Source organism: Agrobacterium burrii, from assembly GCF_017313405.1.
Taxonomy (GTDB): domain Bacteria; phylum Pseudomonadota; class Alphaproteobacteria; order Rhizobiales; family Rhizobiaceae; genus Agrobacterium; species Agrobacterium burrii.
The window spans coordinates 386,070-411,731 of the sequence record NZ_JAFLNA010000002.1 but is presented as its reverse complement, the minus strand read 5'-3'; the positions used below and the strand labels follow the sequence as shown (position 1 = coordinate 411,731).

The 25,662-nt window shown below is 59.3% G+C and carries 25 protein-coding genes; 10 read left to right on the top strand and 15 right to left on the bottom strand.

The features are described 5' to 3' along the window. Positions 1-18 precede the first annotated feature (18 nt). On the bottom strand, positions 19-1,392 hold the full coding sequence (locus tag JZX89_RS05445; RefSeq protein ID WP_207133326.1) for an ABC transporter substrate-binding protein: 1,374 nt from the start codon (positions 1,390-1,392) through the stop codon (positions 19-21). A 93-nt stretch (positions 1,393-1,485) separates the two neighbouring features. Between JZX89_RS05445 and JZX89_RS05440 the strand changes: the two genes are divergently transcribed. Next, the gene (locus JZX89_RS05440; protein ID WP_207133325.1) at positions 1,486-2,625 is read left to right on the top strand and encodes an ROK family transcriptional regulator; all 1,140 of its coding nucleotides are present in this window, start codon (positions 1,486-1,488) and stop codon (positions 2,623-2,625) included. Between the two features lie 19 nt (positions 2,626-2,644). On the opposite strand, the gene JZX89_RS05435 is transcribed toward JZX89_RS05440, so the two are convergent. Together JZX89_RS05435 and JZX89_RS05430 are read right to left on the bottom strand one after the other, a co-directional pair. Continuing rightward, positions 2,645-2,965 carry a hypothetical protein gene (locus JZX89_RS05435; RefSeq protein ID WP_246746664.1) on the bottom strand — a complete coding sequence of 107 codons (321 nt, stop codon included), beginning with the start codon at positions 2,963-2,965 and terminating at the stop codon, positions 2,645-2,647. Positions 2,966-3,145: 180 nt separating this feature from the next. Further along, positions 3,146-3,637 carry a hypothetical protein gene (locus tag JZX89_RS05430; RefSeq protein WP_207133550.1) on the bottom strand — a complete coding sequence of 164 codons (492 nt, stop codon included), beginning with the start codon at positions 3,635-3,637 and terminating at the stop codon, positions 3,146-3,148. A 172-nt stretch (positions 3,638-3,809) separates the two neighbouring features. Here JZX89_RS05430 and JZX89_RS05425 point away from each other — a divergent pair, with 172 nt between their 5' ends. The 7 genes from JZX89_RS05425 (at position 3,810) to JZX89_RS05395 (ending at position 10,187) form a co-directional block, all read left to right on the top strand. Continuing rightward, the gene (locus JZX89_RS05425) at positions 3,810-5,762 is read left to right on the top strand and encodes a BTAD domain-containing putative transcriptional regulator (protein ID WP_207133324.1); all 1,953 of its coding nucleotides are present in this window, start codon (positions 3,810-3,812) and stop codon (positions 5,760-5,762) included. An 8-nt stretch (positions 5,763-5,770) separates the two neighbouring features. Then, on the top strand, positions 5,771-6,199 hold the full coding sequence (locus JZX89_RS05420; protein ID WP_046799798.1) for a hypothetical protein: 429 nt from the start codon (positions 5,771-5,773) through the stop codon (positions 6,197-6,199). A 37-nt stretch (positions 6,200-6,236) separates the two neighbouring features. Beyond that, entirely contained in the window at positions 6,237-7,430 is a 1,194-nt protein-coding gene (locus JZX89_RS05415) for a YcaO-like family protein (protein WP_207133548.1), read from the top strand. Next, positions 7,427-8,140, top strand: a complete 714-nt coding sequence (locus tag JZX89_RS05410; RefSeq protein WP_207133323.1) for a TfuA-like protein — start codon at positions 7,427-7,429, stop codon at positions 8,138-8,140. Before JZX89_RS05415 ends, JZX89_RS05410 begins: the two co-directional genes overlap by 4 nt. Continuing rightward, the gene (locus JZX89_RS05405) at positions 8,137-9,282 is read left to right on the top strand and encodes a hypothetical protein (protein ID WP_207133322.1); all 1,146 of its coding nucleotides are present in this window, start codon (positions 8,137-8,139) and stop codon (positions 9,280-9,282) included. Before JZX89_RS05410 ends, JZX89_RS05405 begins: the two co-directional genes overlap by 4 nt. A gap of 139 nt (positions 9,283-9,421) precedes the next feature. Beyond that, complete coding sequence (locus tag JZX89_RS05400) at positions 9,422-9,859, top strand: helix-turn-helix domain-containing protein (RefSeq protein ID WP_149899410.1); 438 nt, start codon at positions 9,422-9,424, stop codon at positions 9,857-9,859. 94 nt (positions 9,860-9,953) lie between these two features. Beyond that, positions 9,954-10,187 carry a hypothetical protein gene (locus tag JZX89_RS05395; RefSeq protein WP_174373788.1) on the top strand — a complete coding sequence of 78 codons (234 nt, stop codon included), beginning with the start codon at positions 9,954-9,956 and terminating at the stop codon, positions 10,185-10,187. A gap of 290 nt (positions 10,188-10,477) precedes the next feature. On the opposite strand, the gene JZX89_RS05390 is transcribed toward JZX89_RS05395, so the two are convergent. The 3 genes from JZX89_RS05390 to xylF form a co-directional block, all read right to left on the bottom strand. After that, the gene (locus tag JZX89_RS05390; RefSeq protein ID WP_207133321.1) at positions 10,478-11,260 is read right to left on the bottom strand and encodes an ATP-binding cassette domain-containing protein; all 783 of its coding nucleotides are present in this window, start codon (positions 11,258-11,260) and stop codon (positions 10,478-10,480) included. Between the two features lie 18 nt (positions 11,261-11,278). Then, complete coding sequence (locus tag JZX89_RS05385; RefSeq protein ID WP_174373789.1) at positions 11,279-12,592, bottom strand: sugar ABC transporter permease; 1,314 nt, start codon at positions 12,590-12,592, stop codon at positions 11,279-11,281. Between the two features lie 78 nt (positions 12,593-12,670). Next, on the bottom strand, positions 12,671-13,711 hold the full coding sequence (gene xylF / locus JZX89_RS05380; protein WP_149899414.1) for a D-xylose ABC transporter substrate-binding protein: 1,041 nt from the start codon (positions 13,709-13,711) through the stop codon (positions 12,671-12,673). 241 nt (positions 13,712-13,952) lie between these two features. Between xylF and JZX89_RS05375 the strand changes: the two genes are divergently transcribed. Beyond that, a complete protein-coding gene (locus JZX89_RS05375; protein ID WP_207133320.1) occupies positions 13,953-15,191 on the top strand; it encodes an ROK family transcriptional regulator in 1,239 nt (412 codons plus the stop codon). A 42-nt stretch (positions 15,192-15,233) separates the two neighbouring features. Here the strand turns inward: JZX89_RS05375 and JZX89_RS05370 are convergent, their stop codons facing one another. Continuing rightward, positions 15,234-16,130, bottom strand: a complete 897-nt coding sequence (locus JZX89_RS05370) for an acyl-CoA desaturase (RefSeq protein ID WP_207133319.1) — start codon at positions 16,128-16,130, stop codon at positions 15,234-15,236. A gap of 190 nt (positions 16,131-16,320) precedes the next feature. Here JZX89_RS05370 and JZX89_RS05365 point away from each other — a divergent pair, with 190 nt between their 5' ends. Then, the gene (locus tag JZX89_RS05365; protein WP_236776607.1) at positions 16,321-16,671 is read left to right on the top strand and encodes a metalloregulator ArsR/SmtB family transcription factor; all 351 of its coding nucleotides are present in this window, start codon (positions 16,321-16,323) and stop codon (positions 16,669-16,671) included. Positions 16,672-16,749: 78 nt separating this feature from the next. On the opposite strand, the gene JZX89_RS05360 is transcribed toward JZX89_RS05365, so the two are convergent. The 8 genes from JZX89_RS05360 to yghU form a co-directional block, all read right to left on the bottom strand. Beyond that, positions 16,750-18,294, bottom strand: a complete 1,545-nt coding sequence (locus JZX89_RS05360; protein WP_207133318.1) for a glycerol-3-phosphate dehydrogenase — start codon at positions 18,292-18,294, stop codon at positions 16,750-16,752. A gap of 171 nt (positions 18,295-18,465) precedes the next feature. After that, positions 18,466-18,882 carry a methylmalonyl-CoA epimerase gene (gene mce, locus JZX89_RS05355; protein WP_207133317.1) on the bottom strand — a complete coding sequence of 139 codons (417 nt, stop codon included), beginning with the start codon at positions 18,880-18,882 and terminating at the stop codon, positions 18,466-18,468. Positions 18,883-18,895: 13 nt separating this feature from the next. Then, positions 18,896-21,037 (bottom strand): methylmalonyl-CoA mutase, encoded by a 2,142-nt coding sequence (gene scpA / locus JZX89_RS05350; RefSeq protein WP_207133316.1) that lies wholly within the window; start codon positions 21,035-21,037, stop codon positions 18,896-18,898. A 133-nt stretch (positions 21,038-21,170) separates the two neighbouring features. After that, positions 21,171-23,174 (bottom strand): acetyl-CoA carboxylase biotin carboxylase subunit, encoded by a 2,004-nt coding sequence (locus JZX89_RS05345; protein ID WP_207133315.1) that lies wholly within the window; start codon positions 23,172-23,174, stop codon positions 21,171-21,173. 4 nt (positions 23,175-23,178) lie between these two features. Further along, positions 23,179-23,580, bottom strand: coding sequence for a hypothetical protein (locus JZX89_RS05340; RefSeq protein WP_207133314.1), 402 nt, complete (start codon positions 23,578-23,580; stop codon positions 23,179-23,181). 35 nt (positions 23,581-23,615) lie between these two features. Next, a complete protein-coding gene (locus tag JZX89_RS05335; protein WP_207133313.1) occupies positions 23,616-24,176 on the bottom strand; it encodes an RNA 2'-phosphotransferase in 561 nt (186 codons plus the stop codon). A gap of 35 nt (positions 24,177-24,211) precedes the next feature. After that, on the bottom strand, positions 24,212-24,589 hold the full coding sequence (locus JZX89_RS05330) for a hypothetical protein (protein ID WP_149899423.1): 378 nt from the start codon (positions 24,587-24,589) through the stop codon (positions 24,212-24,214). Between the two features lie 99 nt (positions 24,590-24,688). Further along, positions 24,689-25,585: a glutathione-dependent disulfide-bond oxidoreductase gene (yghU, locus tag JZX89_RS05325; protein ID WP_207133312.1), complete on the bottom strand. Its 897-nt coding sequence runs from the start codon at positions 25,583-25,585 to the stop codon at positions 24,689-24,691. Positions 25,586-25,662: the final 77 nt, after the last annotated feature.

Here is a 25,662-nt window from a genome sequence, read left to right as displayed (position 1 = left end):
GCGTGGTGTCAGGCAAACTCAGTTGCTTGCGGTTTCGCGGATTTCGACCTCTGCGCCGAATTGCAGTTCAAGTTCGTCGGCGATGAAATCAACCGCCTGAGCGGCCGTCATCTTACCGGTCTCAACCGCCTGCAGGCCGCTGAACAGCACCTTGTTATAGCTGCCGAACTTGGTGTGATTGGGCACGAACTTCGCGTCCTTCATCATCGGCGAGGCAGCGGAAAGGACCCAGTTGTCCCGGTATTTCGGCATGGCCGTCTGGGCGTTGCTGATAGCCGTGTGATAGGAGGTCACGGCGTGTTCGTTGTTGAAATAGGGCAATGTCGCGAGCGCCACGAGATCGGCGGCGATATCGGCATTCTTGCTCTTGGGATTGACGGTATAAAGCAGCGGATGCGACAGGTTGGCCGGTTTGCCGCCCTTTTCAGCTGCCGGCGCGGAAATCCAGCCGATCTTGTTGAAATATCCCTTGGCATCAGTCGGCCAGGTCGCGCCGTTCTTTTCACCCACCTGCCAGGCAACCGCCCATACACCCTGATGGAAGACGAAGGCCTTTTCCTGCTTGAAGGCGGTCTGGATGGCTTCCCAGCTCATGGCGGTATTGTCGACCGGGGTAACGCCCTGCTTGGCGTTGCGCTCGTACCAGCCCAGCGCCTTGGCCATCTCGGCCTTGGGGAAGACGAGCTTGCCGGTCTTTTCGTCCATGAACTTCACGCCATAGGACTGGAATACCATCAGATAATCGATGCCGACATTCGGGCGGTGCAGCATGCCATATTGCGCGGCCTTGCCGTCAACCACTTCCTTCGACAGCGCGGTCAGATCGTCGAGCGTAAACTCACCGGCATCGACCTTGGCCGGCAGAGCCTCGATGAAGGCTTCGTCCTTGCCGATCTTGCGCAGCATATCCTTGTTGTAGAAGAACATACGGATTTCCGCGTCCTGCGGAATGCCATAAATCTTGCCGTCGGTTGCTTTGGCCGAGTCCCACAGGACCGGCAGGATATCGCCGTAGACCCAGGGAGCGGCGGCAATCTTGTCTTCCATCGCCATCGCATAGCCATCCTGCGCGAACTGGCCGATCCATTCATGCGGCAGAATGTAGACATCCGGTCCCTGCCCTACCGAAAACGCCTTCAGCGTATCGAGTGCGAAGCCATCCCAGCCCTGCACGCTGCTGTTGTTGGTATCGATGACGATACGCTTGTCGACACCGGCGGCCTTGAACTGCGCGTTCATGACGCCGGCCGCCGCTTCGATGTTGGTGATGCGGGCAGGCGCATTCTTGTCGGCAAGCGTCCAGAGCTTGATGTTGATGTCTTCGGCAAAAGCAGCGGCCGGCAAAAGCGCGCCGAGGGCGACCGTCGCCGCCAAGGAGAGAGACTTGAACATGTGATCCATTCCCGTTGAAACTGATTATTTAATTAAGTTGCTTAATTTACAGCTTTATGACATTTCCGGTGACAAAGCTGGGAGAGCGAAACTTTGGCTGACAGACGAAACGGTGGGCTTGCGGGTATTGGCGCGACGCAGGGCGCGCTTCTGGGCTACATAAGGCGCAAGGGCTCGGCCTCACGGGTCGAACTTGCCGAGTATTGCAGCGTAACGCCGGCTGCCGTCAGCATGATGACACGCAATCTGCTGGAACGTGGCCTTATCGAGGAAGGCGCGCGCCGGCAGGAGGGTCGCGGTGCCCCCCATATCGACCTCATGCTCAGGAGAAATGTCGGTTACGCCCTGGGAGCACATGCCAATCGTTATTCGGTCACGCTGACGTTGTTGAATTTCAGCGGGGAAATCGTCGGCGAATTACGGATGCGCGGCGCCTATGACGCCTTTTCCGACGTCCAGCGGGCGCTTCAGGATGGATCCGAAGAGTTGCTGTCGAAAAACGCGGTCAACCGAGACGACCTGATCGGCGCGGCGATTGCCATGCCCACCCGCTTTCGCAAGGAGGCGATGTCTCTCGACCTTGCCGAAGAGGTGATTTCCTGGGCGGGCTCTGATCTTTCCACCATGCTGCGCGAAGCGCTGCGCTGCCCGGTGATCATCGAAAACGATGCCAATGCGGCCGCGATGGGCGAGCTGACGCTCGGCAACAAGGCGGCACACGAGAACTTCGCCTATCTCTATCTGTCTGAAGGCATCGGCGGCGGCATCATCATCAGGAACGAGCTTTATCGCGGTTATCTCGGCAATGCCGGCGAGATTGGCGCTCTGCGCGGACGTGGAGACTCCCGCCCTTCTTTCGAAGACCTGGCGGCCTGGTGTCTTGAGCATGTGGGCGAAAAACCCTCGGGGCGCGCGCCGGATGTCTGGACGGATTATCTGTTGCGCAATGCCGACGTGCTCGATGCATGGCTGGAGCGGGCCGGGCCGCAGGTTGCCCGCCTCGGCTTTGCCGTCAGCGCCGTGCTCGCACCCACCGCCATCTATGTCGGCGGCACCTTACCGCGAATAGTACGCGAGAAGCTGATGCAATGGCTGGATTATGAATGGTCGAACCCGTTTAACGGCTCGAAGGTCATACAGCCGCAGGTCCTGCTGCCGGAGGTCGTCGCGACGGACCCCGTGGCCTTCGGCGCAGCGGCAATGATCCTGCACGGCATCAGCGAACTTGGCTGATACCCCGCGCGTGAGCGGTTCAGCCGAGATTGTTCACCATGAAATAAATCAGCCAGCAATGTGCGATCGCCAAAACCGCCCAAGCCCATTTTGCGACCCTGATATCGGCATCAACGACCGTGTTGCTGATCTCGGCTCCACCCGGAACCTCTTCGCCGCGGCCATCCCGTGTCAGAGACGGGGATGACGCCTTGATATCCGGCTCGATGACGGCATAAAGCCTGTCGTTGCGCATCGATGCACGCGGCTCATCGTCGACGCTCTCCGCATGGGAAAGCGCGCCGTCGCCGGAAGCGTAATTCACCGCCAGAAGTTGCGATGACACCCGCCTGTTACGCATGTTACTTCGATTGGGCATCATAATTGTCCACATAATAAAAATAAAAATATCCACCAGTAGTACCGGATAAAGCCGTGGCTCTTCCGGGCATGTCAGCGATATGCGCAGTTCACGAGCGTCTACCGACCAGGTATTTCCCCCATACCTTTGCGTCCCCCTGAACGCAAAAGGCCCCGGTAATCACCGTGCCGGGCCTGCCGGCAAATCGCGCCTTGCTGCGTAGGGCTTGGCCTCCCGGTGGATCAGGAAGACGGATTTTTCGACCGGAAGCGGCTCGGCCGTCCGGTACCGCTGAAACCGTCTGGAATATTCGAACCGGATCAGCCTGCCTTCGAACTTCCCCGCCAGAACGCGATAGCCGTTGACGAATTCGTTCAGGATTTCCAGCTCTTCCCCCCACAGCCAGCCACCGTAAGAGGTGCCCTCGTTCGAACGCAGCACGATCTCGAAAAAATGCCCGCCCGCCACCACCGGCATGCGAAAAAGAATATCGAGATTATCCTCATCCTGATCGTCACACTTCTCAGCCGATAGCCTAGCATGGGCAACTTTCGCATGAACCAGCGCCGAGACCGGATAGAACGGACGTCCCTTGAACCACATGAACTCGCTGACCGCGTATCCGACATCGTCGGCACGCTGGTAAGGTTCAGTACGCGGCTCGAACGCCATGTAGCTTCCGTTGAACGCTATCAATTTCGAAATTTCCCGATGCCTGCCCGCTGCATGTCCGCTGTTTTCCGCCCGTCTTTCATGCTTCTGTCTGCGACAATAGGCAGGCCGCGTCACACCAGCGTCAAATGGAACGCTATGATGACTTTCAATTTCCCGGACACGTTGTTAGATGGTGATTCATGAGGGGACGAAAGTGGCTGGGAACGCTGAACTGATACCGATCAGGCTTTTTGGCACCCCGCGCTGTGACGCGGTGAGGGAGGCGTTTTTCCCGTCCAAGGGTTTTGCCCTCATCGCAGCCCTCATTCTTGCGCCCAACCAGTCGCTTTCCCGCCAGTCCGCCGCATCGCTCCTGTGGGAAAATGTCGAGCAAAAACGGGCACTCGGCAACTTGCGGCAGCTGATCCTGCGGCTTCAGAAGCTGCCCAATGAAGACGAGGCCATCCTTCTCACCGAAGGGAACGATCTGAAGGCCGGACAGCTGGCGCAGCGGACCGACCTTGCGATCTTTCTTGTCGGCGCCAGAGCCGAAGACCCGATGCGGCGGCTGCAGGCCCTGCTGGAATTCGGCGGCGATCTGCTGGATGGGCTGGATGCCGGGCAAGATCATCTCTACCTCTGGCTGTTGTCGGAACGCCGTCGTCTCAAGGACCTGTTCTTTTCGAGCTACACGCAGCTTCTGGAGGAGCTGACCCGCTTCGGCCGCGCCAGCTCCAACGATATCGCCAGACTTGCCGAATGCGCGCGCAATATCGAACCGGAACGCGAGGAAACCTACCGCGCCGCCATGGCGGCCTATGCGCGCATCGGCAATATCAGCGCCTGCGAAGGTATGTTCGGCCTGTTGCTGGAGCAGCTGCGTCAGGAGGAACGCTCGCCGGAAGCCGAGACCGTGGCGCTGAGACGCCGGATACAGAGCCTCGCCTCGACGATAGCCACCCCCGCCGAGCCGGACGACGCCAACCGGCGAAAAGCCACTGCGAAACCGCGCGTCGCCTTCGGCCTGCCGGCGCGGGTGGATGGGCTGCCGGCATCGCCGGTCATGCATGCCTTTATCGAGGATGTCGCCAACAGCCTGGTGCGCTATCGAACATTTACCGTCCTTTCACCGCACAGCACCTTTGCTCTTTCACGAGACCGGGCCGATGATGGTTACGCCATGCTGCGGGCCGACTACCGGATCATGTCGTCGGTTTTCGACGATACCGGCATGTCAGTGGCGCTGATCGAGGAAGCGACCGGCGAAATCGTCTGGTCGCTGGAAGTGGTCCTCTCCGAGCGGCACATCCACACCGCCTTTCGTCTGCTCTCCAAACAGGTGGCTGCGGCGCTTGCCCGCGAGATCGAGCGGCTGCAGGTGGAACCCGACCGGAACCACAGCGGCGAGGCCTACCGGCAATTGCTGGAGGGCCAGCAACTCCTGCGCGGCAAATGCGACCTGCCGCTTTTGCGCAGAGCCCGTTCGATGTTCCGCAGGGCCGTCGATCTCGACCACAGCATGGCCGTCGCCCGCGCCCGGGTGGCGCAGAGCCTGCAGCTGGAATGGCTGATGCTAGGCGGCAACGACCCTCACCTGCTGCACCGCGCCAAGGCGGAGGCCGACGCTTCCGTTGAGATCGACCCCGCCCTTGGCGTCGGCCACTGGATGTGCGCCGTGGTGGCGCTCTACCAGCGGGATTTCGACATATCCGCCGAAAAATTCTTCGAGGCGGAGGCGCTTGCGCCCAACTCCGCCGACCTCCTGCTCCAGCATGCGGATGCGCTTGCCCACTTTGGCGATGCCGAGACCGCCTGGGAGAAATTCCAGCAGGCGATCGATCTCAACCCGCTCGCACCCGATATCTACTGGTGGGCAGGCGCCAGCATCGCCTTCAAGCGCGAGGATTACGGCGCGGCGGTGGAATTATGCGCGCGAATGGAAAATGACGAGCCGGCCCTGCGGGTTCTGACCGCAAGCCACGCGCTGCATGGCGATTTGGCCGCTGCCCGGGAAACCGGCGGCAGGCTTCAGGAAAACTATCCGGGTATGTCGGCGAGGGAGATCAGCAGCCTTTCTCCAGACCGCGACCCGATAGCGAATGAGAAATTCTATCACGCACTTCGATTAGCTGGGATCAAATAGGAGATATTATGTCCTCGCATTTCTTCATTGTTGGAAAAAAGGGCTTCGGCGTTCTTTTCATTCGCACGACGCCGCTGAGGGTTGCGTCCGTGTCGCATGAGACGATCGCGGCCTATGAAGCCAGCCACCCCGGCGTGGACGGCTATGCACGCGTCGCGGCTGCAGCAAAGGCCATGCTCGTTCGCCAGGACGGCCAGCCCGAGGCTGAGCTGGACCAGGTCCAGATCCAGGGCATCGAAGCCCTCGTCGCCGGCGGCGCCGTGGTTTCCGAGGCAGATTTCGCCTTTATCGGTGAAGTGACCGACGCCGGCTGGGATTTCAACCGCATGGTGCAGGCACCGATCGGCGCGGCGCTGAAGGCTGTCGGTCCGGCGGGTTCGGTCACCGGCGAGCTGTTCGACGCCATCCTTGCCGACGACGCCAACTCTGCGCCCTGATCGCGGTTCCGCAGCCTTGACCGCTACCGGTGCTCCCATATCAGCGACAGCGGCTTCAAGGCATGCGGACGCATCGTTCTTCGATCCCGAACTGCTCCGGCAGTTCGGGATTACCCGCGTCGGTGACGTGACCGGTCTCGATATTATCGGCATACCCGTCTGGTTTGCGGTGCGCCCCAATTCGCGCGGACTTTCGGTTTCGCAAGGCAAGGGACTTGTTGCGGAACAGGCGCGGCTCTCGGCGATCATGGAAGCCATCGAAGGCGCGGTCGCTGAAGATACCCGCAAACATGTCTCGGCCTTCGGCTCCCTCGAGCAGATGCGGGCAAAGGGCGTTCCTCTCATTCCTTTCGAAACCGTCGGCCGCGTCGATCCGGACAGGCTCGATCCCCGGCGCGAACGCGGCTGGGTGAAGGGAATATCCGTTCGCCAGCAGCAGGAGGTATTTGCTCCGTACGAACTCATCGGCATGGATTTTCGCGCGGATTTCCCCTGGGATCGGCAGGCTTTCCTCATGAGTTCGCAGGGTCTCGCGGCGGGGTTTAACGACGACCATGCGGTTCTCCACGCCTTGCTCGAACTCGTCGAAAACGACGCCTGTTTTCTCGTCGATACTTTTGAAACCCGCACGATCGCGCCAGAGCCGGTCATGTTTCCGGCGGGTGTCGATACGTCGTTCGACAGCCTTGTTAAACGTCTTTCAGACATTGACCTGAAACCGTCCTTCTTCGACATGACGAACACACTCGGCGTGCCGGTGGTGATGGCAAGCCTTCCCCGCTCCGTTAACGCGCTGGACGGCCCCGCAACCCGTAATGCGGCGGGCGCGGCCTGCCGGACCGCAACCTATGACGCCGCCGTTGGGGCGCTGCTCGAAGCGATCCAGTCGCGACTGACGGATATCAGCGGCGCGCGGGATGATCTCTCCCCGCTGCGTTACCAGCGAGACATGTTGAGTGCGCCTGCATCAGCGCGGCAACCGGTGGAACGGACGCCGGTGCAGCTTGATCTTGTAACGGATGACAGATCTTTGCCGTCCTGGCGCCAGCTTGCCGAGCGCCTTTTCACTGCGGGGATTGAGGATATTTATGTCTTCGCACTGGAAACGGGTGTCCCGGGCCTCAATGTCGTGCGGGTTCTGGCAAGCGGCCTTACCCCGACCAGCGGCGGCCTGCAAAACATATCGCCGAGGACACTCGATCATTTTCTGAGCACCGGAGGTGTTCGATGAAAACCGTGGTTTTTGCCGGCCCCTCCATCCACGGCGTCCCTGGCGAAAAAATGTCAGGTCTCGATCTTCGCGGACCGGCCGCCTGCGGTGATATTTTCGATGCCGTGCAGCAGGGCGTCCGGACGGTCGGTCTCATCGACGGCCTTTATGGGGACTGCGCCGCCGTCTGGCACAAGGAAATCCTGCATGCCCTGTCATCCGGCGTCACTATTCTCGGTGCCGCCAGCATGGGAGCGCTCCGGGCGGCGGAATGTGCGGCCTTCGGCATGATCGGCATCGGTGAAATCTTCGAAGCCTATCGCGATGGACGACGGTTTTCCGACGCCGATGTGGCGGTCAGCCACGCGCCGGGTGAACTTGGCTATCGCCCACTGACAATCGCGCTGGTCGACGCCGAGGCAACGCTGGAAGCGTGCCGGGATAAAATCGCACCGGAAGAACACGATACTCTGCTGCACGCCGCCCGGCATCTGCATTTTACCCGCAGAACATGGCGTGCCATTGCCGCTGAAGCTGGCCTTGGTTCGGATGTGGCAAATCTTCTGGCCAAAGAGGCCGTTTCCGTAAAAAGAAACAACGCGGTCGAACTTCTGGAGGTGCTCAATGCCGGGGACCTGCCGTCCCCGCCATCGCCATCATGGAAATTCCAGAACACGGTGTTTTTTCAGCAATTAGCTGCACGGCGGATGACAGGAGAAAAGACGCCGTGACAATTTCCCGGTCTCCGTCTTTCGTGCCCGATTGTGGTGGACTGATTGACACGATCGCATTCGCGCTTCCGGCATCGTTTTTTACCGAGCACCGCGACAGAGATGGCATTTCGCCACTCCTTCCCATCGGAAACCTGCTTTCGGCCCTGCCCCGCGAAATGATCGCGGCCATCGTCGTCGACCGGGCCTGCCTTTCATCGGCGCAGAACTGGCTCGAAAGGCTGGCGCCCCCCTGCGCCGCCGAGTTGCTGCCGCTTGATGAAAACAGCAGCATTTCGCACCCGTGGATACAGGATATCGTCCATGTTCGGACCGATGGAAAAGGCACCGCGACCGAACTGGTTTCGGCAGCGGGAAACGCCAGCGCCAGAGCGCTTGCCAGGCGTTTCGGGCTCGTAACGGCCGTTTCCGGCGTCGTTTTGGATGGTGGCAACCAGCTGGTTGGCCCGGATTTTCGGCTGGTCGGATATTCGAGCCTCCAGGACAGTAGCGGGGCAGGTGTCGGGAGCAACGCCGTAGAATATTCGCAGCAATGGCAGAAGATTCAGGTTCTGGACGGCAGAACAGTCTACAGTTTTGGATACCGGCCGGAAGACCTTGGAGTTACGGAGGCCACGTTCGACCTTTCCCAGGCAAGATCAGCCCCCATGCCGATGGCCGCCCGGAAAATGCACCAATGCGGTTTCCACGTTGATCAGTTCGTTGCGGTGACCGGTTTGAGGCAGGAAAACCGTCCACTGCTTCTGGTAGCCGATCCGGTGGCGCATGCGGGATGCAGCAGCCGTGCGGCGACGGATCTGAAACGAAAACTCGACGCCTCGGTGCTTTCGCTGATCCGGGAGGGTTTCTCAGTAATACGAAATCCCATTCCCCTTTCACCGGCCATCGACAGCAACAAATGTATTCCGCGACTTTACAACAATGTCATTCTTGAAAATGTCGCACGATCAGGCCAAAAACAGCCATTCGTCTGGCTGCCGCATTTCGGCGACGAGGAGGCGCTTGAGGAGTTCGACGAAGACAACAGGCAAATCTGGGAAAGGCTCGGTTTTCATCCCATCGGCGTGGCCGGATGGAGCCATCTCGCAAGCCGCAACGGGGCGTTGCGTTGCGCCACAAAGGTTATAAGCCGGGCCTCGTGACGTGTTCTGTAACTGTAAAACTGCGTTATTTTGTCAATAAGAGTTCATATTACCCGTGGAAATTGTGTTGAATGTCTACCTTCAACAATATTAATTGATAATTATCCGATTTAAGACCCTCAACATGGAGGAATTTATTATGCAGCCCAAACTTCCCAGCCCGATCGACGTGCATGTCGGCACCCAGATCAGAATGCGGCGCAAGTCGCTCGGCATGAGCCAGAGCGCTCTGGCCGGCCGGCTCGGCATCACCTTTCAGCAGGTCCAGAAATACGAAAAAGGCGCCAATCGCGTTGGTGCATCGCGTTTACAGGCCATCGCATCGGTTCTCGGCGTCGATGTCAGCTCGCTTTTCGCCAATGCCACGCCCGATGTCGGAAACGACAATCCGGCCATCGGCTCGATAAACGCCATGCAGTCCTTCGTCGCTTCGAATGAAGGATTTTCGCTCAATCAGGCCTTTTCGCGAATCAAGAGTTCAAGCATCCGCAGAAGCATTGTCGCCCTCGTAACATCGCTCGCAGCGACCGAAACGGCGGAAAATACGGCCGCGCCGGAGAAAAAGAACGATGAGTAACGCAGGTGTGACGCTCGCGTGACGCTCGATATGGTCGAAAATGAATAACGCGGGATCAACGCGTTTTCATACTGTCGATTGTCGAGAGGGAAGCATGGCGGCGTCTACCACAGCAATACTTGAACAGGACAATTCAGACGAGATTCTGGCGCTTGGAAGGATGGTTTCATACCTTTGCCAACGCTCGAAATCCATGGAACTGGGCATGTCGACCTATTTCCTGGAAATGGCATTGTTGTCGCTGGCCCAGGATATCAATCAGCACGGCCTGCCGCATGCAGGCGCAGAGCTGAATTCCAGCGGTTTCGCATCGGCCGATCTGCATTGAGCAATTTCCTATTCGCAGCCGCATAGATGCCTAAGACGGAACGTTCCCGCACCGTCCTCCAGACGGGAACCTCCTGAAACAAGTTGGCGCATCTTGCATCTGCCTGCATTCGCATAACCCCTCCCACGGGATTTCATCGCAAATGATGATCGAGGCCCGGTTTTTCGCCGGGCCTCGCCTATTATCAGGGCAACGCAATCCGGGTTGATCCAGAGCTGCCGATCTTCAAGCCGCTGTTGCGCCAGAAGATCAACCATTTCACCTACTGCCGGTACATGCGGCGAATGGACTCAAGGCGCGACAGCGCCCGGCCCCGGCACCGCACCCGGCGGCACCTTGCCCAGAATGATCATTCCCAGAACCTCGTCTTTCGTGACATCCTCGGTCCGGGCATGGCCGACAACCTTGCCGTTCTTCATCACGAAGACCCGGTCGGCCAGATCGAAGACATCGTGAATATCGTGGCTGATGAGGAAGATGCCGATGCCCTGCCGTTTCAGTTCCTTGACGAGATCGCCAACCTGCGCCGTTTCCTGTGGCCCAAGTGCCGCCGTCGGTTCATCCATGATGAGGATGCGAGCGTCGAAGAGAATGGCGCGGGCGATGGCAACGGACTGCCGCTGACCGCCTGACAGCGCCTTGACCGGCTCTTTGAACCGCCGGAAATTGGGGTTGAGACGCCCCATCACTTCGCGGGCCGAGGCTTCCATGGCGACATCATCAAGCGTGCCCCATTTCGTCTTCAACTCGCGGCCGAGATAAAGATTGGCCGCCGCATCGACATTGTCAGCCACGGCAAGCGTCTGGTAGATGGTCTCGATACCGTATTTCTTGGCGTCGCGGGGGTTACGGATATCCGCATCCTCGCCGTTGATAAGGATATCGCCGTCATCGCGCCGGTATGCGCCAGACAGGATTTTGATGAGCGTCGATTTGCCCGCGCCATTATGGCCGAGAAGGGCAACCACCTCACCGGGGAAAAGATCGACAGAGGCGTTTTCCACCGCATGGATGCCGCCGAAGGAAATGGAAATATTGCGCATTTCCACGAGGGGCGTGACTTGGTCCGTCATAGGAGTTCTCCTCGGTTCTTACTTGGCGCGGGCGCGGTAAATGGTGTCGAGCCAGACGGCGACGACCAGAACCACACCGACCACGATGCGCTGGAATGGCGTATCAATACCTACCAGCACCATGCCGGATTGCAGCGATTGCATGACGAGCGCGCCGAGCATCGCGCCCGCGATGGTGCCGACACCGCCGGCAAGCGAGGTGCCGCCGATGACGGCCGCCGCGATGGTGTAAAGCTCATCCAGCTCGCCCTGCGCATTGGTGGCGGCGTTGAGGCGGGCGGTCGAAATCGCCGCAGCGATGGCGCATAGAACGCCCATCAGCGTGAAAATCTTCACCGTGACCCAGCGGGTCTTGATGCCGGCCAGTTCCGCCGCTTCCGGGTTGCCGCCGATGGCAAAAACGTAGCGTCCAAAGCGCAGCCGCGTGGCGATGAAGGTCATCACCGCGCCCACGGCGAGCGCCATCAGAACGGGAACGGCAATGCCGTGCGAGATGAACAGACCACCTTCAGGCCAGACGATCCCGTTTGCATCGGCATAGTTGCGGGCGATGTTGATCGGCCAGGGATAGCTGTTCACGACGGCAACGAAACCGACGACGATGAGGCAGCCGAGCGCCACCAGAAAATATTCCGCCCAGACCGGCCGCAGCGGAAAACCGAAACGGCGGCGCTGGTGGCGGGAATTCAGGATGGCCGCCACGATGGCGACACAGGCAACGACGGCGGCGATCCAGCTCCATGTCGCGCCGATCGAGCCATTGGTGCCGCCGCCCATCAGACGGAAGGTGGAATCCATCGGCGCAACGGTACGGCCACTGGTGATGAACCAGGTGCCACCGCGCCAGACGAGCAGGCCGCCGAGCGTGACGATGAAGGATGGCACGTTTAGGAAAGCGATGATCGAGCCCTGCAACATGCCGATGGCGCCGCCGACAAGAATGCCGGTGAGAAGCGTGACGATCCATGTCGCCCAATGTTCGAAACCGAGGATCTGCGGCAGGATTTCCGCCTGCATGACCCCCATGATCATGCCGGAAAAACCGAGGATCGACCCGACCGACAGATCGATATTGCGGGTGACGATGACCAGCACCATGCCGGTTGCCATGACAGCCACGGAAGCGGTCTGCACCGAAAGGTTCCAGAGGTTTCTGGGCGTCAGGAACAGGCCGCCGGACAGGATATGAAATCCGATCCAGATCAGAAGAAGCGCGCCGACCATGCCGAGCAGCCTGGTATCCAGCTCCGTGGCGCTGATGAAGCGCGTTATCGAGCCTGTCTTTTCCGCCTTGGGAGACGCTGTGGAATTGGATTGGGTCATATCGGCCATGAAATGCCGGTCCTCCTTACATCTGAAAGGCGCCACGCCACCAAGGTGGCGCAGCGCCCAAAGCTGGACCCTTGGGTCTTAGTCGCAGGCCTTGACGGTTCCGGCCTTCACACCCTGGCAGGCCGTTTCCTTCTTGATCCAACCGGCGTCGATGACAGTGCCGAGATTATCCTTGGTGATGGCGATCGGCTTGAGGAAGACCGACTGCATCGCTACCTTTTTCGGACCACCATCAAAGGAGGTGACACCCTTGATTTCCGTCATCTTCTTGCCCCCGGCCAGCTCCAGTGCGATGCCGGCCGCTTCCTTGCCGAGTTCACGGCTGTCCTTCCAGACCGACACCGTCTGCGTGCCAAGCGCGACGCGGTTAAGCGCAGCGAAGTCAGCATCCTGACCGGAAACGGGAACCGAACCGGCCATGCCCTGCGCAGCGAGCGCGGCAATGGCGCCACCGGCCGTGCCGTCATTCGAGGCAACGACCGCATCGACCTTGTTGTTGTTCTTGGTCAGGAACTGTTCCATGTTCTTCTGGGCATTTTCCGGCTTCCAGCCATCGGTATAGGCTTCGCCGACATTCTTGATCTTGCCGCCGTCGATGGCCGCCTTCAGCACTTCCTGCTGACCAGCGAAGAGGAAGTCCGCATTCGGATCGGAAGACGAACCCTTGATGAAGACGTAGTTACCTTCCGGCTTCACCTTGAACACTTCGGCAGCCTGAAGACGACCGACTTCCTTGTTGTCGAAGGTGATGTAGAAGGCGTTCTGATTTTCGATCAGGCGGTCGTAACCAACGACCGGAATGCCTTCGGCAACGGCCTTCTCCACCGCCGGGCCAATCGCGTCGCTATCCTGCGCCAGGATGATCAGCGCATTGGCGCCCTGCGAAATCAGCGATTCCACGTCGGTCAGCTGCTTTGCGGCGGAAGACTGCGCATCGGCGGAAATGTATTTCGCGCCGGCCTTATCGAGTGCTGCCTTGATGGCCGCCTCATCCGTCTTCCAGCGCTCTTCCTGGAAGTTCGACCAGGACACGCCAACGACGAGATCAGCCGCGATGGCCGCAGTATGCAGGGAAACGAGTACAGCCGTACCCGCCAAAAGCTTGGCAAATGAATTCATGATGTCCTCCCGGTAAGGGCGAAGCCTGCACCTCCATGCAGGGAAAACGCCCGGAAAAAGCTGTCGGCCTTTGTGGTTTCACAATTTTCTCGACAGTCGAGAAAATTAATGTCAGAGATTCCGAATGCTGTCAACAACGGCTGCGGGCAGCATCAGGGTGCCTTGATCTTGCTCGCGGCATGCGCCATCAGACGAGGTGAGCACGACAGGAAAAAGCCGTTCAGGGAGCAGGCCCCAGCCCATGTCCGCCATTGCAAGTACGGAACTGGTGCGCCAGAAAAACAGCCTGTCGGTGATGGCGGCCCTGCGCCTGCACGGCAGCCTTTCCCACACGGACATGTCTTCCTTCACCGGGCTCGCCTCGGCCACCGTCTCCGCCATCACCACGGAGCTTGAGCGCGCCGGCCTCATTCTGCGCAAGGAACAGCTCGCCGCCGCCGGTCGCGGGCGGCCACGCATTCTCTTTGCGCCACGCGGCGCATTCTGCCACGTCGCCATCGTCATCATCTCCTCCGACAGCGTGCAATATTCGCTGGTCGATTATGCCGGCAAGCTGGTGGATCGCTTCACCGAACAGAGATTAGCTGCCGAGAGAGGCAGATTCGGCGGGGCGATCCTTGCTGGTATCGCACGACTTGCGGACCGCTCGCGCATCGACCGTCACGATATTCTTCAGGTGTCGATCAGCAGCAAGGGGCTGGTGGATGCGGCAGCGGCAACGCTCGTCTGGTCGCCGGTACTCGGCAATGAAAGGATCGATTTCCGGCAACTGCTTTCCGGGGACCACCGCATCCGCGTGACACTGAACAACGAAACCCTGCTCGCCGCCAAGGCAATCTGGATGCGTGAGCAGGCGAAGACAGATGAGAACGCGCCACCGGAGGCGCTCGTCACCCTGTCACTCGGCCACAGCATCGGCCTCGGCATTGCCCGCTCCGCAGGCGGCACGATCGATGTCAGCGCCCCCAATTTCGGCCATATGCTGCACCTGGCCGATGGCGCCTTGTGCCGCTGCGGCACCAAGGGCTGTATCGAAGCCTATTCCGGGTTCTACGCCATCCTACGCTCAGCCTTCGAAGCACCGCCGCAAGCCGAACCGGCGAAATTCGTGCCGATTGCGGAGGTGGACAAGATCGCCGCATCCGCCCGCGCCGGTGCACGCATGGCGCGCCTTGCTTTCCGCACCGCCGGGCTGGCGCTCGGTAACGGTCTTTCACGACTTTTCAGCCTGCATGGCCATATGCCGGTTTTTATCACCGGACCCGGCACACGCTATTACGATCTTCTGGAAAGCGGCCTGCATGACGGCCTTGCGCAATCGCAGGCGGTACGTTTCGGCGGCATGCCTAAAATAGGCATCGCGCCCGACGAACCAGAACTGGTGTTCGAGGGGCATATGGAACACGCGCTTTCCACCGCCGACGATTATGTATTAAGCGCCGAAAACCTCCAGAAACCGGCAAGGAACTCTGGCAACTGATTGAGACCTAACGCGCTTCCGCGATAATACACAGCCACCTCCCTAAAGGCGGCGCAGGCCTTCGCGATGCATCGTATTTTCCGGCAATTTAACTCCGCTGGCGATCCCAAGCCACATCAGCAACTGGATAAAATTCCAGCCGAGATCAACTTGTCCCGGCTCCAGCCCAAGCCGGGCCGACTCAGGAAAGGCATGGTGGTTGCCGTGAAAGGACTCGCCGAAAGTGACCACTGCTGCTGTGGGAATATTGTAGCCCTGCACGGCGACATTATCGACTGCCCATCCCTGATGTCCTCCGCGATGTGCGAAATGGCCAACAAGCCAATGCCCAATCAATGAAACCGAAATGCGCACCGCAGTGCCCCACACCACCCAGCTCCAGCCACCGAGGAGATAAAACAACAACATCAAGGAGAGTTGCTGCGCCATCCAGCTCCGCTCCAGGAACTGGTAAAACCCGTCATTCGCAACCTCCGGCTCAATAACGAACGTTGGCGGATGCTTCAGTATGACTGCGCAATGCATCTGCCACCAAGCATCAACGAAAAAGGAACGCCGGTGCGCGTAAAGATCATGGCACTTCGTCTGTCGTTGAGCCCAATCGCGGATGTCATGGGCGTAAATCATGCCAAACGGCCCAGCCATGCCGACCAGCGTGCCAAGATAGACCAGCAGGCGCTCAACAGCCTTGCCGGTGCGGAACGAGCGGTGGATCAGCAGCCGGTGCATCCCCACTGAATGCCCGGCGCAGATGGTGATCACGGTCATGACAACGAACAGAGTGAAACTGCTCCAGGAAAATGTCAGCGGTCCGAGCATCACCGCCGCCGCTATCATTGACCCGGTCCAGAGCGACTTTGCTGGCATCCAGCATACCCGCCCTTCGCTTGCATCGGAAAGCGGTTGCGAGATCATGCGTCCTGTGGAAACCACCATCACAATATCCTTTCCATGCCGTGCGCACGCTTGCCTCGCCAGCCACCAAATGATATTTATTTAGTCTATAAGCTAATTACCTTTGTAATTGATTTTTATAATTAGGCAATTAGCTAATTAACTCAAGCGCCGATATTTGTGAATTGCCAATGAAAGGCAGGACGATGTGACTGGGCAGGAAAATGATTCCAACATGCTGGCAGAACAGGTAACGACTCCGCCCATGCAGCTTGTCTTCGAGGCACTTGCGTCCGCCCCACGCCGCAAAATCCTGGCCTATCTCTCCCATACGGACCTTACGGCCGGGGAAATTGCTGCACGCTTTGACATGTCAAAGCCTTCCATCTCACAGCATCTAAATGTGTTGGAAACCGCCGGTTTGATCTCCGGCAAGCGCGAAGGCCAGTTCATTCGCTATTCGCTGACACCGAACAAGCTGGTGAACACACTCAACAGCTTCGTTCAGGACGTCTGCCCCGTTGGCCGACCGCTTAAGAAGGAAAGCAAGGGGTTGGCGAAACTGAAGTCGGATGAGACGACGTGAAAGCTCGATTGCGAACCGTTGAAGGCCTCCCCGAAGCCGGCGAGACATTCGGGGAACTGACGGGCAATTGCTGAAGGCTCAGGCCCGCTCCGCCACGGCTGCAGTTTCTTCCTCGGCGCCCGTCAAAAGCCGGACGAATTCATCCAGACCGGCCGCCTGTTCCTTGCTGAGCAACAGGCCCTGCTTCGTGCGCCGCCAGAGAATATCCTCGGCCGTGCAGGCCCATTCCTGCTGTACCAGAAAGCGAACCTCGCATTCGTAAAGCGTGCCGCCGAAATGGCGGCCGAGGCCGGGCACATCGGTGGCCGGGCCGAGCAGATCTACCGCTTTGGTGCCGTAATTTCTGACGAGACGTTCCGCATGGCGGCGGTCAAGAAAGGAATAGCGGTCGATCAGCCCTCTCACTTGATTTTCATAGCGCTCCACACCGAAATCGCCGCCGGGCAGGTGGGAGCCAGCCGTCCACGGCTTGCCCTTCTCGCCGATTGCCGTGCCGATCTTTTCCAGCGCATGTTCCGCCAGCCGCCGATAGGTGGTCAACTTGCCGCCGAAAATGTTGAGAAGCGGCGCTTCGCCTTCGCCTTCTTCCACCTTCAGCACATAGTCGCGTGTGGCTTCCTGCGCTTTCGAGGCGCCGTCATCGAAGAGCGGCCGCACGCCCGAATAGGTCCAGACGATGTCTTCCGGCTTTACCGCTTCGCTGAAATAGTCACTTGCCGCATTGCAGAGATAGGAAATCTCTTCCTCCGAGATGCGAACCTTGGCGGGGTCGCCCTGATAATCACGGTCCGTTGTGCCTATCAGCGTGAAATCCCGCTCATAGGGAATGGCGAAGATGATGCGGTTGTCCGGGTTCTGGAAGAAATAGGCGCGCGGATCGGAGAACTTCTTGCGCACGATGATGTGGCTGCCCTGCACGAGGCGGACATTGTGAACATCCTTACGGCCAAAGACGCCGGACAGCACAGTGTCCACCCATGGGCCGGCAGCATTGACCAGCATGCGCGACCGGTGCGTGGCGGAATGTCCGGTTTTTTCGTCCAGCGTCTCGATGAGCCAGAGGCCGCCTTCACGTTTTGCGGAGACGACCCGCATGCGGTTCATGATCGTGGCGCCACGATCCGCCGCGTCGCGGGCGTTCAGGACCACGAAACGGGCATCGTCGACCCAACCGTCGGAATATTCGAAAGCCTTGGCGAAAACCGGTTTCAATGGCTTGCCGGCCGGGTCTTGCCGTAGATCGAGCGTGCGGGTCGCTGGCAGGAGCTTGCGGCCGCCGAGATTGTCATAAAGAAACAGGCCGAGCCGGACCATCCAAGCCGGGCGTATACCGCCTTTCTGGATGGGCAGAACGAAGCGCATCGGCCAGATGACATGCGGCGCCATGGCCCAAAGGATTTCCCGCTCCATCAGGGATTCGCGCACCAGACGAAACTCGTAATGTTCGAGATAACGCAGACCGCCGTGAATGAGCTTGGTGGCAGCCGAAGACGTGCCGGAGGCAAAATCGCCCTTTTCCGCAAGCGCCACGGAATAACCCCTGCCCACCGCATCGCGGGCAATGCCGCAGCCATTGATGCCGCCACCGATGACAAAAAGATCGAAAATGGTCTCGCCGGACATAGAGCCTCCACGACAGCGCAGGGGATCGTATCCCCATCGTTGAAAGACAATTGCCATAAAAACGAAAACAAAACGAATGTCAAAAGAAAACAAACGAAACACGTTTTGGCAAAAGCGGTCGGCGGCTGCTCACCGTTCACCGCATGGCCAGCGTCTTAGGTGCTCTGTGTTTCAGCCGTGTGTCGGGGTAACCTGCTCGAGCTCATAGAGCACGCCGCCCATGTCTTTCGGGTGCAGGAAAAGAACGGGATTGCCATGCGCGCCGATCTTCGGCTCGCCATCACCCAGAACACGGATGCCTTTTTTGACGAGATCGTCGCGCACTACCAGAATATCCGGCACCTCGAAGCACAGATGATGAGTGCCGCCAGCCGGGTTCCTGTCGAGGAAGGCGGTGATTGGCGAATTTTCCCCGAACGGATGAAGGAGTTCGATCTTGGTATTGTCAGCCTGAATGAACACCACGGTCACGCCATGTTCGGGCAGGGATTGCGGCTCCGAGACATCTGCGCCCAGCGCCCTGTAACGGGCAATGGCGGCATCCAGATCCGGCACCGCGATGGCGACGTGGTTCAATCTTCCGAACATGGGTGTCTTTCCCTCATGCGTTGCGCCTGATGCCTTCCAGCAGGTCGAGGACCTTGTTGGCGGCATCCATGACATTGGTGCCCGGTCCGAAGATTGCCGAAACCCCGTGGTCGAGCAGGAATTGGTAATCCTGCCGCGGAATGACGCCGCCGACGACGACGATAATATCGCCCGCACCCTTCTGTTTCAGCGCCTCGACCAGCTGCGGCGCCAGCGTCTTGTGGCCAGCTGCGAGCGACGACATGCCGACCACATGCACTTTGCTTTTAACGGCAAGATCGGCCGCCTCAGTGGGTGTCTGAAACAGCGGCCCCGCCAGCACGTCGAAACCGATATCACCGAAGGCGGAGGCGATGACCTTCGCACCGCGATCATGCCCGTCCTGCCCAAGCTTGGCGACCATGATGCGCGGTTTGGTGCCGATCCTTTCCGCAACGCCGGAAAGTCGGGCGGCGAGCGTGGCCAGCTCCGGCTCGTCTTTATAGGCCTCGCCGTAAATATCGCTCACCACCTCCGGCACGGCGGCGTGATCGCCGAAGGCCAGGCGCAGCGCATCGGAAATCTCGCCGACCGTGGCGCGGGCGCGGGCGGCAATGACGGCGGCTTCGAGAATATTACCTTTACCGCTGCGCGCGACCTCGGACAGTGCGGCCAGCGCCTTGGAAACATCCCCGCCATCCCGGCGGCGTTTGGTGTCCTCAAGCCGGCGGATTTGCGCGGCGCGCACGGCGGCGTTGTCGATATCGAGGACGTCGATATCCTCTTCCGTCTCCAGCCGGTAGCGGTTGACCCCGACGATGACCTCTTCCCCTTTGTCCACCGCTGCCTGTCGGCGTGTCGCGGCCTCCTCGATCAGCCGCTTCGGCAGCCCCTCCGTCACGGCCTTGGTCATGCCGCCAAGCGCCTCGACTTCCTCGATCAGCGCCCAGGCCTTTTGCGCCAGCTCATCGGTCAGGCTTTCGACGTAATAGGAGCCGGCCAGCGGATCGACGACTTTTGTGACGCCGGTTTCATGCTGGAGGATAAGCTGGGTATTGCGGGCGATGCGGGCAGAAAACTCAGTCGGCAGGGCAATCGCTTCATCGAAGGAATTGGTGTGCAGCGACTGCGTGCCACCAAGCACGGCGGACATGGCCTCAAAGGCGGTGCGGACGATGTTGTTATAGGGATCCTGCTCCTGCAAGGACACGCCGGAGGTCTGGCAATGGGTGCGCAGCATCAGCGACGAGGCCTTTTGCGGCTTGAACTCTTCCATAATGCGCGACCAGAGGAAGCGGGCGGCGCGCAGCTTCGCCGCTTCCATGAAGAAATTCATGCCGATGGCGAAAAAGAACGACAGGCGACCGGCGAAATCATCGACATTCAGCCCTTTCGCAAGCGCGGCCCGAACATATTCCCGGCCATCCGCCAGCGTGAAGGCAAGCTCCTGCACCAGCGTCGCGCCGGCTTCCTGCATGTGATAACCGGAGATCGAGATGGAGTTGAATTTAGGCATCTCTTTCGCGGTATATTCGATGATATCGGCGATGATCCGCATCGAAGGTTCGGGCGGATAGATATAGGTATTGCGGACCATGAACTCCTTGAGGATATCGTTCTGGATGGTGCCGGAAAGTTTTTCGCGGGAAACGCCCTGTTCCTCGCCAGCGACGATGAAATTGGCGAGCACGGGAATGACCGCACCATTCATGGTCATCGATACCGAGACTTTTTCGAGCGGGATGCCGTCGAACAGGATTTTCATGTCCTCGACGCTGTCAATCGCCACGCCAGCCTTGCCGACATCGCCTTCTACCCGCGGATGGTCGCTATCGTAACCACGATGGGTGGCAAGATCGAAGGCGACGGACACGCCCTGCTGGCCGGCGGCGAGCGCCTTGCGGTAAAAAGCGTTCGAGGCTTCCGCCGTGGAAAAACCGGCATATTGACGGATGGTCCAGGGCCGCCCGGCATACATGGTGGCACGCGGGCCGCGCGTGAACGGCGCAAAGCCCGGCAGGCTTTCGAGATGGGAAACCTGTTGCAGATCGTCGGCCGTATAGAGCGGCTTCACCTCGATGCCTTCAGGCGTGTGCCAGACGAGTGTTTCCGGTGACCGCTTCAGCTCCTTTTCGGCAAGCTGCAGCCAATCCCGCACCGTTTTTTCACCCGACATGCATCTCTCCCCTTCTGCATTTCATTTTAGTACTGTGACGGGTGATCGTGACAAAAATCGAACGATCCGCCCGCAGGTCCGACCTCGTAAACCGCTCCGGCCCACATGCGTTCCGGAAAAACGGCAGCGGCCATCACTCGAATTCAAGGATCACCTCATCCACGGCAAGGCTATCGCCCGGTTTCGCCGAAACCTTCGCGACGCGGCCGCGTTTTTCCGCACGCAGGATGTTTTCCATCTTCATGGCCTCCACCGTTGCCAGCGCCTGACCGGCCTCCACCTCGTCGCCTTCGCTCACCGTGACGCCGGTGATGACGCCCGGCATGGGGCAGAGCAGCAGTTTCGAAGTATCCGGCGGCAGTTTTTCCGGCATCAGCAGCGCCAGTTCCGCCACGCGTGGGCTGCGTACGCGGGCGACAACATCCATGCCCCGCCAGCGAAGACGGATCGCGGCCCCGGCAAGATCGACCTTGGCGGCGATCACCTCGCCCGCCACCGTGAACAGCCCCAGCCTCTGGCCGGGAAGCCAGCCGGTATCGACTGTCAACGCCGCACCGTCCTCAAAACGGATCGCAGTGCCATTCGCGCCGGTTTCAACGCCGACCCGGTGACGGGAAGGGCCAAACGACACGACCCAGTCCTGACCGACGATGCGGCGATGATTGCCGATGGTGCCGGAAATTTCCACCGCGCGGTTCTGCAGCCGCTGCTGAATAATAGCCGCAATGGCGGAAAGTTTTCGCGCAGCGGCGTCATCCGGCTCGACGCCGGAAAAGCCTTCCGGAAATTCTTCCGCGATAAAGCCCGTCGTCAGGCGCCCGGCGCGAAAACGCTCATGCTGCATGACGGCCGACAGGAACGGCAGGTTGTGGCCGATACCCTCCACCTCGAAAAGGTCCAGCGCCTCTCCCATGGCGTCGATTGCCGTTTCGCGGTCCTTGCCCCAGCTGCACAGCTTGGCGATCATCGGATCGTAATACATCGATATCTCGCCGCCTTCGAAAACGCCGGTATCGTTGCGAATGACGGTGCCGTTTTCCTGCTTGCCTTCCTGCGGCGGGCGATACCGCGTCAAACGGCCGATGGAGGGCAGGAAGTTGCGATAGGGGTCTTCGGCGTAAAGCCGGCTTTCGATCGCCCAGCCGTTCAGCTTCACATCCGCCTGCCCGAAGGACAGCTTTTCACCAGACGCGACACGGATCATCTGCTCGACTAAATCAATGCCGGTGACGAGTTCCGTGACCGGATGCTCCACCTGCAGGCGGGTATTCATTTCCAGAAAATAGAAATTACGGTTGCCATCGACGATGAATTCCACCGTTCCGGCCGAATGGTAGCCGACAGCTCTTGCCAGCGCGACGGCCTCTTCGCCCATGGCTTTTCGTGTCGCCTCATCCAGAAATGGCGACGGCGCTTCCTCGATAACTTTCTGGTTGCGGCGCTGGATCGAGCATTCGCGCTCACCGAGATAAAGAATGTTGCCGTGCTTGTCGCCAAGCACCTGAATTTCGATATGGCGCGGCTGGGTGACGAATTTCTCGATGAAGATGCGATCATCGCCAAAAGAGGATTTCGCCTCGTTCTTCGAGGACTGGAAACCCTCACGTGCCTCGGCGTCGTTAAAGGCGATGCGCATGCCCTTGCCACCACCGCCGGCAGAGGCCTTGATCATGACAGGGTAACCGATCTGTGACGCAATCTTCACCGCCTCTTCGGCATCGCCGATCAGCCCCATATGGCCGGGAACGGTGGAAACACCCGCTTCCGCGGCGAGTTTTTTCGAAGTGATCTTGTCGCCCATCGCCTTGATGGCGCCGACGGGCGGGCCGATGAAAATGACGCCCACCTTCTCGAGCGCCTCGGCAAAGGCGGCATTTTCCGACAGGAACCCGTAACCCGGATGTACCGCATCCGCCCCGGTTTTTGCGATTGCCTCCAGGATTTTGTCGATGACGATATAGGACTGCGACGAAGGGGCCGGGCCGATATGAACGGCTTCATCCGCTTGTCTCACATGCAGCGCATTGGCATCCGCATCAGAATAGACTGCGACGGTGGCAATGCCCATTTTCTTAGCCGTCTTGATCACCCGGCAGGCGATCTCGCCGCGATTGGCGATGAGGATTTTCTTGATCATGCGGTTATTCTCCCCTCGCATCGTCATCATCGTCGCGAAATTTTTTCTCATAGGGCATCAGCAAGATCGCGGAGGCAGCGGCCGCGGCACCGAACAACGATGCGATGGGCACGACGACCAGCAGCACGGGCACGACAGGATTTGCGGCACGGCCGATCCGCGCGCCCAAACCGCCAATATCGAGAAAGATCAGTGCCGCACCGACGCAGATACCGATCAAAACACCAACCGCCGCATTGAACGCCATGAAGTGCAGCATCTGCCGATGATCCTGCCGCGCGGCCTCCGGTGTCAGCCTGGGTTTCAGGTTACGGTTGCCGGATGCCCTACCGGAGCCAGGAAGACGCCGCTGCCGCAGCCAGCGATGCAGCCAATCCATATCAATCTGAAATATGCCGACACCCATTTTGCCTCCCTCCTCCATTATCAAACTTCACCCCGTCACCTGTCGCTTTCCGCTAAGGAATCCGCAGACACGGTCAGATACGAAAAAGGTACGGCATCCGTCAGCCAAACGCCGTTATCGGCCAGGTAGAAACGGCAACCATCCGCAAACATCTGAGCGGCATCGACAACAAGGACCACAGGCTTTCCATGCCGTTGTCCGATGGCAAGCGCGGTCGCCCGGTCAACGGAAAGATGAACCTGTTGCCTTTGCCCCGGGTGCAGGCCTTCCCGCAGGATGGGTTCGAGAAAACGGGTCGCCGTACCGTGAAACAATTGCGGCGGCGGCTCAACAGGCGGTTGGCCAAGATCGACCTTCACGGAATGCCCCTGCGCCGCCCGGATGCGGCGACCGTCTTCCGAGAGCGTGAAGCGTTTCTTGTCGCTTTCTGCGACGACCGCAAGCAAGCCTGCCTCATCGAGCGGCGTGCCACTCGCATTGGCTTTTGCCAGCAGGTCTGCGACATCCGCCCAACCCTGATTATCCAGAGTGAGGTCAATACTTTCAGGCGCATGGCGCAGAACATAACTCAGGAACTTGCTGGTAGCCGTCGACATCGAATTTCATTCCCCGCTGGCGGATGACAGCACCCTCAAATCTCGAAAAAATTCTCAAACGATTCCGGGAAATTCTGCCGGGCGACGCGTTCGTCGATGACAAGCATCGCCTGATAGGACAACGGATCGAAATTCTTCTCCGCTGGCAAGACCTCACGGCCGAACAGCAGGCTGAGGCGGGCAGCGTCGAGATTGCCGCGCTCAAACGGTTCCGGACCGAAATGGTGCCAGAGCGAATGCAGGAAAGCGGCGTCGATGCGGTGTTCCTTGGAGTCGTCGCGCGCCCGGCGGGGTATCATCTTGACAGGCGTTACCCCTTTGGGGTTGGCGCGGCGGATGGTGAACTGGACGCCCGTGCTTGGCATGCCGGAGGGAAACCCCTTGTGTTTGGTCATTTCGGGCAGGTTCGCCATCTCTAGTCCTTCCAGAAGCATTTCCAGTAAAATGCGTAAATTCAAATAATGAGAGCGCTTCCAAGGTTTCAGTAAAACCAGAAGCGCTCCAGCTTTTCGTTATGCCTTGCCGATCTTGTCCTGCGTCTTCGTCTCGAAGTCGGAGGCATCGTGGCGTTCATGCAGTTGTTCGGACGGATCGCCCGAGGTCTTGTTGACGATCACGCCGCGTTTTACCGCCGGGCGTTCGCCGATTTCAAGCGTCCAGCGCATGACGTTCTTATAGCCGTCTGCTTCAAGGAAAGCACCGGCATCGCCATACGCCTGACCGAGAGCGATCTTGCCATACCACGGCCAGACGGCCATGTCGGCAATCGTGTATTCGTCACCGGCCAGATAACGGTTTTCAGCGAGATGCCGGTCCAGCACGTCCAGCTGGCGTTTAACTTCCATGGCATAACGGTCGATGGCGTATTTGATCTTCACCGGCGCATAGGCATAGAAATGCCCGAAACCGCCGCCGAGGAAGGGGGCGGAGCCCATCTGCCAGAAAAGCCAGTTCAGCGCCTGCGTGCGGGCATTACCCTCTTTGGGCAGGAAAGCGCCGAATTTTTCCGCGAGATAAACGAGGATCGAACCGCTTTCGAAAACCCGCGTCGGCTCTGATGTCGAATGATCCATCAGCGCCGGGATTTTGGAATTCGGGTTGACGGCGACAAAACCGGAACCGAACTGGTCGCCTTCGCCGATCTTGATCAGCCACGCATCATATTCGGCGCCCTTGTGGCCGGCGGCCAGCAATTCTTCCAGCATAATGGAAACCTTCTGGCCATTCGGCGTCGCCAGCGAATAAAGCTGCAACGGATGTTTGCCGACCGGCAGTTCCTTTTCATGGGTGGGACCGGCAATCGGACGGTTGATGCTGGCGAACTGGCCGCCATTACCCTTGTCCCAGGTCCAGACCTTGGGCACTTCATATCCGGCGGGGAAATTATCTGCGGAAGAATTTTCGGCCATAAAAATCAGTCCTTGTGCGTTTCGGGAGGGCATCCGAAAATCCGGGCGCCTGAACATCATTATAGTAAGGTGGCCGA

Excerpts from the sequence above, each read along its gene's own strand:
- JZX89_RS05445 (WP_207133326.1), bottom strand. The coding sequence starts at position 1,392 with ATGTTCAAGTCTCTCTCCTTGGCGGCGACGGTCGCCCTCGGCGCGCTT.
- JZX89_RS05435 (WP_246746664.1), bottom strand. The coding sequence starts at position 2,965 with ATGCGTAACAGGCGGGTGTCATCGCAACTTCTGGCGGTGAATTACGCT.
- JZX89_RS05430 (WP_207133550.1), bottom strand. The coding sequence starts at position 3,637 with ATGGCGTTCGAGCCGCGTACTGAACCTTACCAGCGTGCCGACGATGTC.
- JZX89_RS05425 (WP_207133324.1), top strand. The coding sequence starts at position 3,810 with ATGGTGATTCATGAGGGGACGAAAGTGGCTGGGAACGCTGAACTGATA.
- JZX89_RS05420 (WP_046799798.1), top strand. The coding sequence starts at position 5,771 with ATGTCCTCGCATTTCTTCATTGTTGGAAAAAAGGGCTTCGGCGTTCTT.
- JZX89_RS05410 (WP_207133323.1), top strand. The coding sequence starts at position 7,427 with ATGAAAACCGTGGTTTTTGCCGGCCCCTCCATCCACGGCGTCCCTGGC.
- JZX89_RS05400 (WP_149899410.1), top strand. The coding sequence starts at position 9,422 with ATGCAGCCCAAACTTCCCAGCCCGATCGACGTGCATGTCGGCACCCAG.
- JZX89_RS05395 (WP_174373788.1), top strand. The coding sequence starts at position 9,954 with ATGGCGGCGTCTACCACAGCAATACTTGAACAGGACAATTCAGACGAG.
- JZX89_RS05390 (WP_207133321.1), bottom strand. The coding sequence starts at position 11,260 with ATGACGGACCAAGTCACGCCCCTCGTGGAAATGCGCAATATTTCCATT.
- JZX89_RS05385 (WP_174373789.1), bottom strand. The coding sequence starts at position 12,592 with ATGGCCGATATGACCCAATCCAATTCCACAGCGTCTCCCAAGGCGGAA.
- xylF (WP_149899414.1), bottom strand. The coding sequence starts at position 13,711 with ATGAATTCATTTGCCAAGCTTTTGGCGGGTACGGCTGTACTCGTTTCC.
- JZX89_RS05375 (WP_207133320.1), top strand. The coding sequence starts at position 13,953 with ATGTCCGCCATTGCAAGTACGGAACTGGTGCGCCAGAAAAACAGCCTG.
- JZX89_RS05365 (WP_236776607.1), top strand. The coding sequence starts at position 16,321 with ATGCTGGCAGAACAGGTAACGACTCCGCCCATGCAGCTTGTCTTCGAG.
- JZX89_RS05360 (WP_207133318.1), bottom strand. The coding sequence starts at position 18,294 with ATGTCCGGCGAGACCATTTTCGATCTTTTTGTCATCGGTGGCGGCATC.
- mce (WP_207133317.1), bottom strand. The coding sequence starts at position 18,882 with ATGTTCGGAAGATTGAACCACGTCGCCATCGCGGTGCCGGATCTGGAT.
- scpA (WP_207133316.1), bottom strand. The coding sequence starts at position 21,037 with ATGTCGGGTGAAAAAACGGTGCGGGATTGGCTGCAGCTTGCCGAAAAG.
- JZX89_RS05345 (WP_207133315.1), bottom strand. The coding sequence starts at position 23,174 with ATGATCAAGAAAATCCTCATCGCCAATCGCGGCGAGATCGCCTGCCGG.
- JZX89_RS05340 (WP_207133314.1), bottom strand. The coding sequence starts at position 23,580 with ATGGGTGTCGGCATATTTCAGATTGATATGGATTGGCTGCATCGCTGG.
- JZX89_RS05335 (WP_207133313.1), bottom strand. The coding sequence starts at position 24,176 with ATGTCGACGGCTACCAGCAAGTTCCTGAGTTATGTTCTGCGCCATGCG.
- JZX89_RS05330 (WP_149899423.1), bottom strand. The coding sequence starts at position 24,589 with ATGGCGAACCTGCCCGAAATGACCAAACACAAGGGGTTTCCCTCCGGC.
- yghU (WP_207133312.1), bottom strand. The coding sequence starts at position 25,585 with ATGGCCGAAAATTCTTCCGCAGATAATTTCCCCGCCGGATATGAAGTG.